This is a genomic window from Nonomuraea fuscirosea, from assembly GCF_035917475.1.
GTDB classification, from domain to species: Bacteria; Actinomycetota; Actinomycetes; order Streptosporangiales; family Streptosporangiaceae; genus Nonomuraea; species Nonomuraea fuscirosea.
Map to the genome: position 1 here is coordinate 5,310,193 of NZ_CP109074.1, position 12,668 is coordinate 5,322,860.

A 12,668-nucleotide genomic window follows, 5' to 3' on the forward strand; every position below is an offset into this window, starting at 1 on the left:
AAGTAAGCATCAGCGGACCGAGCCGGTCAAGATTTCCGATCAAATTCGTTCGCGTTCGGTCAGAGGTGAACTTCACTTGGCCTGTCGACTATGATCGGGACGTGAGCGACACGCAGAGTGACGGACGCAGGCCCGTGTTCGCCGCTGAACGCCGGCAGCGCATCATCGAACTGGTGCGCGCGAACGGCGCCGTGTCGCTGCGGGAGCTGGCCCAGGCCGTGCACTCCTCCGAGGTGACCGTCCGCCGCGACCTGCGCGCGCTGGAGTCGGAGGGCCTGCTCAACCGCCACCACGGCGGCGCGACGCTGCCGGGCGAGTTGTCCCGCGAGGCCGGCTACACGCAGAAGGTGTCACTCGAGTCGGCCGAGAAGGCCGCCATCGCCGACCTGGCCGGCGCCCTCGTCGAGGACGGCGACGCCATCGTGGTCGGCCCAGGCACCACCACCCAGGAGTTCGCCCGCCGTCTGACCAGGCACGCCGAGCTGGCCGTGGTGACCAACTCGCTGCTGGTCGCGCAGGTGCTGTCCGCCTCGCCGCGGGTGGAGGTGATGCTGACCGGCGGCACGCTGCGCGGCTCGATCCTGGCCCTGGTCGGCAGCGCGGCCGAGCACTCCCTGGCCGGGCTGCGGGTGCGCCGGGCCTTCATCTCCGGCAACGGCCTGACCGCCGAGCGCGGCCTGTCCACGCCCAACATGCAGGTCGCCGGCGTCGACCGGGCGCTGGCCGGGGCGGCGGAGGAGGTCGTGGTGCTGGCCGACCACACCAAGATCGGCGTCGACACGATGGTGCAGACGGTCGCGCCGGACCGGATCGACCACCTGGTCACCGACGACGCCGCGCCCCGCGACGTGCTCGACGACCTGAGCGCGCGCGGTGTCCGGCTGCACATCGCCGAGATCTAGCCCGATTCCCCCTTTTTTCTTACGCCCGGATCTGATCGAATGTGACAGGCCCGTTACTATAACGTTTCCTACCTCGACCACCATCGAGGCGGAGGCAACCGTGCTGCAGGTCGCTGGCGTTCTCAAGGCGTTCCAGGGTGTCACCGCCCTCGACCACGTCACCATGTCCGTGCGCGCGGGAGAGGTGCACGCCCTCGTGGGCGGCAACGGCGCCGGCAAGTCGACCCTGGTCAAGGTGCTGTCCGGCGTCCACCAGCCGGACGCGGGCGAGCTGCGCCTGCTCGGGGAGCCGGTCAGGTTCGCCGGTCCGGCCGACGCCAGGCGGGCCGGGATCGCCACGATCCATCAGGAGACGAACCTCGTACCGACGATGAGCGTGGCCCGCAACCTGCTGCTGGGCAGGGAGCCCAGGGGGCGGCTCGGGCTGATCGACGCCGCCGCCGTGCACGCCCGCGCCGAGGAGACACTGGCCGCGTACGGGCTCGACGTGGACGTGCGCCGCCCGCTCGGGTCGCTGGGCGAGGGCGCGCGCCAGATCGTCGCCCTGGCCAGGGCCGCCTCGGCGGACGCCCGCCTGGTCATCATGGACGAGCCCACCACGGCGCTCGACCACGCCGAGCTGGAGACCCTGTTCGCGGCCGTGACCACGCTGCGTGAGCAGGACCGCTCGGTCATCTACGTCACCCACCGCCTGGAGGAGCTGTACGGGATCTGCGACCGCGTCACGGTGCTGCGCGAGGGCAGGGTCGTGCACACGGGCCCGCTGGCCGGGCTCGACCGGCTGCGGCTGGTCTCGCTCATGCTGGGCCGGCCCTTCCACCCCGTGGAGCCCGCCGCCCAGCACGGCGAGCCCGGCGTGCCCGGCGACGTGCCCGTCCTGGAGGCCAAGGGCCTGACCCGCCACCACGTCCTGGACGGGGTGTCGCTGGAGATGCGCGCGGGCGAGGTCGTCGGGCTCGGCGGCCTGCTCGGCGCCGGCCGCAGCGAGACGGCCCGCGCCATCGCCGGCGTGCTCCCCGTGGACGCCGGCCAGGTGACCGTGGCCGGGGCGCACGCGCGTAAGTGGTCGATCAGGAGCGCCGTACGCGCCGGGGTCGGGCTCGTGCCGGAGAACAGGAAGACCGAGGGCATCGTGCCCACTCTGTCGGTACGCGACAACATCGCCCTGGCCGCCCTGCCCCGGCTGTCGCGGGCGGGGATCGTGTCGGACGCGCAGGTCGACAACATCGTGGCCACGTTCATGCGGCGGCTGGGCATCAAGGCCGTCTCCCCCAGGCAGCCGGCCGGCGAGCTGTCGGGCGGCAACCAGCAGAAGGTGCTGCTGGCCCGCTGGCTGGCCATGCACCCCAAGGTCCTGCTGCTGGACGAGCCGACCCGGGGGGTGGACGTGGCGACCAAGCTGGAGATGCAGGCGCTGCTGGACGAGCTGGCCGTGGACGGGCTGGCCATCCTGCTGATCTCGTCGGACGTGTCCGAGCTGGTGGAGAACTGCGACAGCGTGGTGGTGCTCAGGGACGGGGCGATCACCGAACAACTGACCGGCCCCGAGGTCACCGAAGACCGCCTCCTGTCCGCCCTCGCCAAGGACTGACCCGCCCGCCACCAGTCACCGACGCTTCCCGTACGTCCTCGCGCAGGACTGATCGGCACCGGACCCGCCGATCGCCGCGAAGAGGTCCGTCGGCGCATAAGATCACCTCATACGGTCCGGTACGACCGGCCCGCCCCCGCCGCCGTGGCGGCCCCGGCCCGAGGGGAGCATCTCATGAGCATCAGTCCGCAGCAGCTGCGCGACCTGGCCGCCCGTGCCGAGGCGCTGGCCACCGAGGTGCGGGCGCTGTGCGACAGCGCCCCTGCGGCGGCGGCCGAACGCGATCCCCTCCAAGCCGCCCGGCACGCCGCCGGCTGGCTGGACCGGGGCGGCGAGGACCTCCAGCGCGCGGCCGGCGACCTGGCCAGGATCCGCTCCCTGCTGGAGCGCCGGTGCGGCATCCCGTGGGGCGTGTGCCCCGAGCACGGCAACACCCTGTCGTACAGCGTCAACGTCACGACCTGCCGCGTGTGCGGCCGCACCTGGGAACGCGACCGGCGCGGTCAGCCGTGCCAGGAGCGGGTCACCTGGAAGGTGACGGACCGGGCAGGCACGGTGACGACCATGTGCGACGGCCACGTCCTCGGCGCCCGCGCCACCACCCAGGGCGCCACCTTCACCCGCCTCGACGCCGAACTCTCCCAGCCGTGAGCCCGGTCAGGGGCCCTCCTGAGCTGACGAAGACCCGGACCGTGCCCACCAGCCATGAGCCCCACCGAGCTGACGAAGACCCGGACCGGGCCCACCAACCGTGAGCCCCGCCGGACCCGACGGAAACCGGGCCTCCTCCCCCAGCCCGAAGCCCAGCCATGACCCCGGCATGAGGCGGCGGAGACCGGTCCACGACCAGCGGCCCTGCCCTGGGTCAGGCGCGACCAGGCCCCAGAGCTGGTCCTGCCCTGGGCCGAATCGCGATCAGGCCCCGTCCTCGACCCGACCGGATCACCGCGCAGGCCGACCCGCCGGGCGTTCAGCCTGCCGGGCGGCTTGTACAGCCCGAGTCGTCAGAGTGCGCGGGCGAAGAGGGCGCGCAGGGTGGTGAAGTGGCGTTCGCAGGCGGCCTCGTCGTACATCGACGTGTCCGACATCGAGTAGCCGTGCGGCGCTCCGGCGTACACCTCGTTGGCGGCGGTCAGGCCGGCGTCCTTGAGCGCCCGTCCGAGCCTCTCGACGGCCTCCGGGTCCATGGACGGGTCGTTGTCGGCGTGACCGAAGACGAACTCGGCGCGGGCCGTGGCCAGGCTCAGGTGCGGGCTGTCGGGCGCGTCGGTGGCCAGGCCGCCGCCGTGGAAGCCGCCGACGGCGCCGACCTCGGCGGGGTGGGCGCCGGCCGCCCGGATGGCCAGCCGCGCCCCCATGCAGTAGCCGGTCACTCCCACCGGCCCGGCGGACACGCCGTCCTGGGCCCGCAGCGCGGCCAGGTAGCTCGCGTTGTCGGCCGTCACCCGCTCGGTCGTCAGCGAGCCGATCCGCGGCCCGACGGTCGCGAAGAACTTCTCCCGCTCCCCGGGCAGCCGCAGGTCACCCGTCGGCGAGGTCTCCGCGGCGGTGCCCTCGCGGTAGAAGATGTTGGGCGCGAGCACGACGTAACCCCAGCTCGCGATCCGGTCGGCCATCTCGTGGATCCTGGGACGCAGCCCGATCGCGTCGATGATGAACAGCACGCCCGGGTGCTCGGCGGAGTCGTCGGGACGGGCCAGCCAGGCTTCCGCCGTGCCGTCGGGAACGGGAATCTCGATCATCATTTCGCACTCCCTGGCAAAGAGGACTCATCAAGCACGCCCGGACGCCGTCATCATGCGGGCACGGCGACGCGGCGCAGGAAGCCGGCGGAGAAGCACGATGCCGACGCGCCCACCGTATCCCGCGCCGCGACGCACGCGAGCCGGGCGAGGTGAGCCACGGCGGCAGGATCGCCGTCGGATCCAGGCCGGCCCGTACGAGGAGATGATCTCCACAGGGTGCGTTGACTTCGTCATGCCTCACGAGAAAGGGTGAGGTTCTCCGGAGACCAGGAGGTCGTGGTGCGTCCGCATACGAAAGTCATCCTGACGGCTTTGGGAGCTTTCGCCCTCTTTTTATCGCTCACCCGGGACGCGGACGGACTCTGGGCCATCTCGGTCGCAGGCTTCTTCACCTACCTGCTCATCGCGCTCATCATGCGCGACCCTCCAGACGGAGGCGGCGGCCACGGCCGGAGTGCCTACCGCGACGGAGGCGCTGGATATGACCGGGGTGGGAGCGGCTCAGGGGGATTCGGTGACGGCGGCGGGGACGGAGGCGAGTAGCGCACGGCTGCCCATGACCAGGGGTTCTCGTGGTGAGACGGCCGTGCACCTCAGTACACCGAGATGTGCGGGTGGTCGTAGTGGTTGGCGGTGGTGCCGCCGCGGTCGGACATCGTCCGCCAGCCGCCCGTGCGGGTGTGCCAGATGCGCTGCCGGTAGATGATGTACATGATGCCGAGCCGCCTGGCGTTCTTGATCGCCCAGGCGGCGATCTCCTCGCCGCGTTTCAGCTCGGCGCCCGACGGCAACGCGCCGCCGCGGCTCAGCATGAAGTCGCAGGCACGCCCGAGCGGATGCTCGCCGCCGTCCTGGATCGCCCGGTAGCACCCGATCCCGTACGGCACCTGGAAGCGCTGCTGGATGAGCTCCTTGACCAGCCGCATGCGGGGTGTGACGTTGTCCGTCCCGGCGGGCAGCTGGGGCACCCAGGTGCCGTCGGGGCGGCGCACCCCCGGGGCGGTGTAGAGCAGGTCGATCCGGTCCTTGATCTTCTCGATCTGCTTCTCGGCCTTCTTCTTGCGCTTCTCCAGTTCCTCGGTGCTCGCCTGGAGTTCCTCGGTACGGGCGGCGGCGTCCTGCTCGGCCTGACGGCGATCGTCGCGTACCCGGGCGTAGCCGCTCAGCCTGGCGTCCTGGAGGTCGATCATGTGCTGGGCCAGCGCCATCCGGGCGAGCAGCGCCGACGGGTCACCCTCGGAGGTGAGCAGGCCGGCCGTGCCGGGATCGCCGCCGATGTACTTGGCGAGGGCCATGGCCCGCAGTTCGGTGGACTGGCGGTCGTAGACCTCCTGGGCGGCGGACAGCTTCTCGCGCGCCGCCTTCTCCGCCCGCTCCGCCTTCTGCCCGGCGACGCGGCTCTCGTAGTAGTCGGCGATGAGCTTGTCCGAGTCCTTCTGCAGCTCGGCCAGTTCCTTCTTCAGCTGCTTGGCGGTGGGCTTGGGGGCCGCCTGTGCTGAAGCCGCCCGCTCTGGGGCCGCCGCGAGCAGCAGCACCAGGGTGAGACAGGCGAGGGTCGTACGGGCCGGGGCGCGCAGCCGGTCGGCAGAGGACGCAACCGCCACTCTTCTCCTTACCCTGGGGCACGCAGGGCAGGTTCCGGTCACGTGCTATTCGGGCCGGGGGCCGCCCTCTATTCGACGCACGATAGTAGAGATCACACGTTCCGGCATGCAATCACGATTTTCCGGTATCGCGTCCTTTGCGCGTTCTGCGGACCACGATCTGCCGTCCGAGCAGCACCGAGCCGGGCACCACGAGGAATCCCAGCAAGCTGGTGCCCAGGCCGAGCCCGACGTCGGCGTCCACCAACCCGTCACCCTCGCCGCCGAGCACCGGCAGGCCGAGTGACACGCTGACCGACAGGGAGATCAGCGGCTCGCGGCCGGGCGGGTTCGTCGCGGGAGGCTCGGGCGGCTCGTCGCCGTTGCCCGGCGGATCGTCGTCAGGGGGCGGCGTGACGGGCGGTGTCGCCGGCGGTGTCGTGGGGGTCCTGGTGGGCGGGCTGGACCGCGTCGGCTCGCGGGTGGGCTCCCGGGTGGCGGTGGGGCGGCTCGTACGGGTGCGCGTGGGCCGGCTGGTCGGCCGGGTGGCCGGCGGCGGGGTCGCGACCGGCCCGCCCGTGGTGGGTCCCGCCTCGGACGGCGGATCGGCCGGCGTGGGGCCCGAGGTGCGGCCGGGGGTGAAGTCGGGGGTGGCCGGATCGGAGGCGGCCGGTTCCGTCGGCTCCGGCGCGCCGGACTCCGGCGCGGAGGACGCGGTGGGCGCGGCGGTGAACGGCGGAGCCGACGTGGCGGGCGGCAGGGCGCTGCCGGTCCCCGGCCCCGGGCCGTCCCCGAGGATCACGAACGCCGACACCACGGCCGCGGCCGTGACCACCACCAGCCCGCCGGTCATCGCCAGCTTGCCCGCGGGCGAGAGCGTGCTCTGCGCGAGGCTCGTGGCCGTGCCGCCGTCACCTTCCACCCCGCTTCCCGCGCCGCCGGCCGCCGCCCGGGCATCGGGCAGCAGGGCGGCCAGCGGCAGGAGCAGGATCCCGAGCCCGGCCCGTCCGCGCCGCTCCCACTCCTCCCCGTACGCCTCCCGCGCCGTCTCCTCCAGCCTGGCCAGGAACGCCTGCGCCGACTCGGGCCGCGCCGAAGGGTCCTTGGCCAGGCCGTGCGCGAGCAGCGGGCGCAGCGGCTCCTCGACGTCCTCCAGCGGCGGCGGCACGTGCTGGTGCTGGTAGGCGAGGGCGGCGACGTTCTCGCCGTGGAAGGCGCGGTGGCCGGTCAGGCACTCGTAGAAGACCAGGGCGGCGGCGTACACGTCGGTCGCGGCCCCGGCCGGGGCGTCGTCCCACTGCTCGGGCGCCATGTACGGCGGCGTCCCCGCCAGCTCGGCGTTCTCCCCGAAGCGGGCGGCCACGCCGAAGTCGACGAGCTTGCTGTCGCCGTCCTGCGTGATCATCACGTTCTCCGGCTTGAAGTCGCGGTGCACGACCCCGTGCCGGTGCGCCTCCGCCAGCCCGAGCAGCGCCCCCTTGAGCACCACCAGCGCCGCCTCGGGCCCGGTCGCGCCCTCGTCCGCCAGTAATCGCCGCAGCGTGACGCCGTCGACCAGCTCCATCACGATGACGGCGTCGTCGCCGGATTCGACGTAGTCGAGCACCCGGGCGGTGTGCGGGCTGTCGATCTCCTTGATGAGCAGGGCTTCGGCGCGGAAGCGGGCCACGAAGCCGGCGTCCTGGCGCAGCGGGGCGGACAGGTGCTTGACCGCGACGGCCAGCCCGTCGGAATCGCGCACGGCGAGCATGACCCGGCCGGTCCCGCCATGACCGAGTTCCCGGATCTCCGTGTAGCCGGGAACCTCCATGATGGGGACCTCCTGACCGGATAAAGATCCTGATGTCAGGACGTTATCCCCGCGTCACACCGGGTGTCGACCCCTTCGCGGGAGCGGCCGCCGGACATGCCGGAATCGGTATCCCACGATGATCCATAGGAGATCCGGGTCCGCGAGACCGGGTCAGGAGGGCGGGTCCGAGGGGAGGGGGCGGGCCTGAGCGGGCGGGCGGAGGTCAGGCGGCGGGGCGGAGGAGGTGAGCGGGGTCAGGCGGCGGGGCGGAGCGGGCGGGCGGTCAGGAGGTTCCGGACGTTGCGGGCGGCCGTGCGGCCGGCTCGGTTGGCGCCGGTGGTGCTGGCCGAGGGGCCGTAACCGACGAGCTGGAGCCGGGGTTCCCTGATCACCTGCGTGCCGTCCACCCGGATGCCGCCGCCCGGCTCCCTCAGCTTGAGCGGGGCGAGGTGGTCGAGCGCGGAGCGGAAGCCGGTGGCCCAGACGATCGTGTCGGCCGCCACGTACGTGCCGTCGTCCCAGACCACCCCGTCCGCCACGATGCGGCCGAACATCGGCAGCCGGTCGAGAGCGCCCTTCGCCAGCGCCTCGCGGACGACGACGCTGTAGGTCAGCCCGGTCACCCCGACGACGCTCTGCGGCGGCAGCCCGGCGCGCACGCGCTCCTCGACCATGGCCACGGCCTCCCGCCTGGCCTCCTCGCCGAAGTCGTCGTCCCTGAAGACGGGCGGCCGCCGGGTGACCCAGGCGGTCGCGGCGGCCACGCCGGCGATCTCGGACAGCACGTGCATCGCCGACGCCCCGCCGCCCACCACGACCACGCGCCGCCCCGCGAACCCGGCCGGTCCCCGGTAGCCGGCGTAGTGGAGCTGCCGGCCCGCGAAATCGGCCGCGCCGGGATAGTAGGGCCAGTACGGGCGCGTCCAGGTGCCGGTGGCGTTGACGACCGCGCGGGCGGCCCACCGCCCCGCGTCCGACTCGACCAGCAGCCGGCCGGCGTCCAGGTGGCCGACGGCGGTGACCTTGGCCGGGCGCACGACGTCCAGCCCGATCTCGCGCTCGTAGCCGGCGTAGTAGGCCGGCACCGCCTCGGCGGCGGGACGCCCGCCGTCGGAGCCGGGCGTCCTGGGCACGCCGGGCAGGTCGAAGACGCCGTGCACCTTGTCCATGGTCAGCGAGGGCGAGCGGTGCCGCCACGCCCCTCCCGGCCCTTCGGCCGCGTCGAGGACGACCGGCTCGAACCCGAACCGGCGCAGGAAGTACGCGCTGGACAGGCCCGCCTGCCCGGCGCCGATCACCACGACCTCGCTGCTGTGCTCCACGGTCGGTGCAACCACACCGCCCCGCCGCCTCTTCCCGCGCGCGGACGGGAACCCCGGCCTGGACGGGCTCCGCGTCCGCCGCCGGCCCGGGCTCCCGACCGCGCGTCAGCAGCGGATCGTCAGGAGCGCGGTGGCACCGGGGCGGTCGAACCGCGGACGACCAGTTCCGTCGCCAGCTCCACATGATGGGAGTCGATCCGCTCCCCCGCCGCCAGCCGTAACGCCGTACGCAGCGCGACCCCGCCCATCTCCCGCAGCGGCTGCCGGATGGTCGTCAGCGGCGGCGAGGTCACCTGGGCGATCTGGGTGTCGTCGAACCCCACGATGCTGAGGTCCTCGGGGATGCGCAGCCCGCGCGCCCGCGCCGCCTCCATGATCCCGACGGCCATCTCGTCGCTGCCCGCGAAGATCGCCGTCGGGGCGCGCGGCAGGTCGAGCACCGCCGCCCCGCCCGCCACCCCGCTGTGGTAGCGGAAGTGGCTGGAGCGCACGTAGCCGGGCAGGACGGGCGCGCCCTCGGCCTCCATGGCGGCGCGGTAGCCGTGCAGCCGCGCCTGGTTGCAGGCGGCGGTGGCCGGGCCGCCGATGTAGGCGATGCGCCGGTGCCCCAGGGACAGCAAGTGGTGGGTGGCGGCCAGGCCGCCGGCGAAGTTGGTCGAACCGACACTGGTGACGCGGGTACGCGGCAGGTTGAGCGGGTCGATGAGGACGAGCGGCAGCCGGGCCCTGGCCAGCGCGGCGGGCTGCCCGGCGGTCAGCTCGCCGGTGACGGCGATCAGCGCGCGCCGCCCGGCCGCGACCAGCTCGCGGGCCCAGGCGGTGGTGCGCTCGGTGCCGCTCCTGATGCTGACCACGATCCCGACGCCCTCCTCGGCGCCCGCGGCCACCGCGCCCTGGACGATCTCGGTCGAGTACGCGTTCAGGTCGGTGTCGAACTGCACCTCGACGGTGGCCAGCCCGGCCGGCTCGCGGCGGGGCGCGGGCGCGACGTACTCGTGTTCCTGCAGCAGCGACTGCACCAGCGACCGGGTGGCGGGCGAGACGTCGCTGCGGCCGTTGAGCACCTTCGAGACGGTGGCGACCGACACACCCGCCGAGGCCGCCACCGTCGCCAGCGTGGCCCGTCTAGGACTGGGCGGCATCGGCACCCCCCTGCCTGCTGCCGTTCGCTCCCTCGATCATGGTCTCGATGTCGTCGGTTCTCCCGTTCTCGATCTCTACGGTGGTCACGAGCCGCCGGTCGTGGCCGACGTGGCGGGCCGGCCCGGTCAGCCGGACCGTGCCGCGGCAGGGCAGGTCGGCCGCCGAGGTGCCGGCGAGCACCTCGATGTCGCCGGGCTCGACGACGCGGCGCAGGTCGCGGCCGGTGAACGCGGTGCGGTCGGCGTGCACGCCGAAGCTGACCCGCGTGCTCTCCCCGGGTTCGAGCCGGACTCTGGCGTAGCCGGTGAGCTGCCGGACCGGCCGGGTGACCTGGGCCACGACGTCGCGCAGGTAGAGCTGGACGACCTCCTCGCCGGCCCGGCCGCCGGTGTTGCGCACGGCGAGCGAGACGGTGAACTCCCCGTCGGTGGGCACCTCGGTGTCGCTGATCCGCAGATCGGACAGCTCGAAGGAGGTGTAGGAGGCGCCGTGGCCGAAGGGGAACAGCGGCGTCGGGTCGAGGTTGCTGATGCCGTGGCTGTCGGCGCCCAGCGGCGGCTGCAGGTAGGTGCCCGGCTGCCCGCCGGGTGTGCGCGGGATCTGCACGGGCAGCCGGCCGACCGGCTGGACCCGGCCGGACAGCACGCCGGCGATGGCCGCTCCGCCCTCCTCGCCGGGCATGAACGCCTGGACGAGCGCGGCGGCCGACGCGTGCACCTCGCCGAGCGCGTACGGACGCCCCGAGACGACGACCACGACGACCGGTGTGCCGGTGGCGGCCAGCTCGGCCAGCAGGTCGGCCTGCGCGCCGGGCAGCCGCAGGTCCTCGGCGTCGCAGCCCTCACCCGAGGTGCCGTGCCCGAACAGGCCGGCCAGGTCGCCCACCACGGCCACGCACACGTCGGCATCGCGGGCGGCGGCCAGCGCGGCGGCGAAGCCGGAGCGGTCGTCTCCGCGCACGTCGCAGCCCCGCTCGTAACGCAGCTCGGCGTCCGGCAGCTCGCGCGCGAGCGCGTCGAGCACGGTCGGCGCGTCGAGGCCGAGCCCGAGGCCCGGGTGCCGGGGCAGGACGTGGTTGGGGAAGGCGTAGCAGCCCATGAACGTCCGCGGGTCGTGGGCGGCGGGCCCGACGACGGCGACGCGGCGGGGCGCGGTGCGGCCCTCGCCGAGCAGCGGCAGGGCGGTCCCGGCGTCGAGCAGGATGATCGACCGCTCGGCCAGCTCCCTGGCCAGGGCGCGGTTGCCCGGCGAGTCGAGGTCCACGGACTCCGCGCCGGCGACCGAGTCCTCGGGGGTCCAGCCGGGGTCGAGCAGCCCGAGCTCGGCCTTCTGGGTGAGCAGGCGGCGCACGGCCCGGTCGATCAGCGCCTCGGGCAGCTCGCCGCGGCGCACCGCTTCGGCCAGGTTCCGGCCGAAGCCGAGGGTGTCGGGCAGTTCGACGTCGATGCCGGCGCTGAGCGCCCGGACACCCGCTTCAGCGGGGTCGGCGGCGACGTGGTGCATGGTGGCCAGGAACGGGACGGCCCAGTAGTCGGAGACGACGGTGCCGGTGAACCCCCACTCCTCGCGCAGCACCTCGGTCAGCAGCCACGGGTCGGCCCCGGCGGGGACGCCGTCGACGTCGGAGTAGGAGTTCATCACCGAGCGGGCGCCGCCGAGCGCGATGGCCGCCTCGAAGGGCGGCAGGATCATGTCCATCAGCTCGCGCCGGCCCATCGGCACGGGGCCGTGGTTGCGGGCGGCGCGCGAGGCGGAGTAGCCGGCGAAGTGTTTGAGCGTGGCGATGATCCCGGCGCTCTCCAGGCCGCCCACGTAGGCGGCGCCGAGGGTCGCGACGAGGTACGGGTCCTCCCCCATGGTCTCCTCGACCCGGCCCCACCGGTAGTCGCGGACCACGTCCAGCACCGGCGACAGCCCCTGGTGCACGCCCACGGCCCGCATGTCGCGGCCGATCGCGGCGGCCATCCGCCGCACCAGCCCGGGGTCGAACGTGGCCGCCCAGGCGATGGCCGCGGGGTAGACGGTGGCGCCGTAGGCGGTGAAGCCGGTCAGGCACTCCTCGTGGACGATCGCCGGGATGCCCAGCCGGGACGCCTCGACGACGGCCCGCTGCAGCCGGACGACCTCGGCCGCTCCCTGGGCGGCGGTGAGCGGAGCGCTGCCGTGGACGCGGGTGAGGTGACCGAGCCCGTCACGGACGGCCTCTTCCAGGGGGACGGTGCCGGAGGCGGCGAACACGTCCTGCATGGGGGCCACGTTGAGCGTCTCGGGCTCCGGCCCCGCGCCCGGGTCGGGGGCGGGATCCTGATCGGGCTCCAGCATGTCGTTGCCGATCCACCGGCTGCCGAGCTGGCCGATCTTCTCCTCCAGGGTCAGCTCCGCGAGAAGGGCGTCGACGCGGTCGGCCACGGCGAGCGCCGGATCCTGCCATGGGCCCAGGGCCCGGTCCGTCGTGGGGGTCCGGTCTAGAGCCGTCATCTACTGCACTCCTTAAAAAGGTGCGGCGCTGTCGCAAGTTTTCGAAATGTTTCGAGACTGTGACCGACTTGCCGCGCCGAACCTTCATCATCCGAAGCGCCAGCTGAAGGCG

9 protein-coding genes are annotated in these 12,668 nt (G+C 73.5%); 3 read left to right on the forward strand and 6 right to left on the reverse strand.

The features are described from left to right. Window positions 1–101: 101 nt before the first annotated feature. The 3 genes from OIE67_RS24365 to OIE67_RS24375 all read left to right on the forward strand — a co-directional run bounded on the left by OIE67_RS24365 (window position 102) and on the right by OIE67_RS24375 (window position 3,144). Entirely contained in the window at window positions 102–902 is an 801-nt protein-coding gene (locus OIE67_RS24365; RefSeq protein ID WP_326644095.1) for a DeoR/GlpR family DNA-binding transcription regulator, read from the forward strand. A gap of 100 nt (window positions 903–1,002) precedes the next feature. Beyond that, a complete protein-coding gene (locus OIE67_RS24370) occupies window positions 1,003–2,493 on the forward strand; it encodes a sugar ABC transporter ATP-binding protein (RefSeq protein WP_326644097.1) in 1,491 nt (496 codons plus the stop codon). Between the two features lie 174 nt (window positions 2,494–2,667). After that, window positions 2,668–3,144, forward strand: a complete 477-nt coding sequence (locus tag OIE67_RS24375; protein ID WP_106237317.1) for a hypothetical protein — start codon at window positions 2,668–2,670, stop codon at window positions 3,142–3,144. Between the two features lie 353 nt (window positions 3,145–3,497). On the opposite strand, the gene OIE67_RS24380 is transcribed toward OIE67_RS24375, so the two are convergent. The 6 genes from OIE67_RS24380 to OIE67_RS24405 form a co-directional block, all read right to left on the reverse strand. Continuing rightward, window positions 3,498–4,238: a dienelactone hydrolase family protein gene (locus tag OIE67_RS24380; protein WP_326644100.1), complete on the reverse strand. Its 741-nt coding sequence runs from the start codon at window positions 4,236–4,238 to the stop codon at window positions 3,498–3,500. A 593-nt stretch (window positions 4,239–4,831) separates the two neighbouring features. Beyond that, window positions 4,832–5,842, reverse strand: a complete 1,011-nt coding sequence (locus tag OIE67_RS24385; protein ID WP_326644103.1) for a coiled-coil domain-containing protein — start codon at window positions 5,840–5,842, stop codon at window positions 4,832–4,834. 112 nt (window positions 5,843–5,954) lie between these two features. Next, window positions 5,955–7,631 (reverse strand): serine/threonine-protein kinase, encoded by a 1,677-nt coding sequence (locus OIE67_RS24390; protein ID WP_326644104.1) that lies wholly within the window; start codon window positions 7,629–7,631, stop codon window positions 5,955–5,957. Between the two features lie 236 nt (window positions 7,632–7,867). Continuing rightward, entirely contained in the window at window positions 7,868–8,950 is a 1,083-nt protein-coding gene (locus OIE67_RS24395) for an NAD(P)-binding domain-containing protein (protein WP_326644106.1), read from the reverse strand. Window positions 8,951–9,054: 104 nt separating this feature from the next. Further along, window positions 9,055–10,077: a LacI family DNA-binding transcriptional regulator gene (locus OIE67_RS24400; protein WP_106238197.1), complete on the reverse strand. Its 1,023-nt coding sequence runs from the start codon at window positions 10,075–10,077 to the stop codon at window positions 9,055–9,057. Beyond that, window positions 10,061–12,556, reverse strand: coding sequence for a glycoside hydrolase family 3 N-terminal domain-containing protein (locus OIE67_RS24405; RefSeq protein WP_326644109.1), 2,496 nt, complete (start codon window positions 12,554–12,556; stop codon window positions 10,061–10,063). Before OIE67_RS24405 ends, OIE67_RS24400 begins: the two co-directional genes overlap by 17 nt. Window positions 12,557–12,668 lie beyond the last annotated feature (112 nt).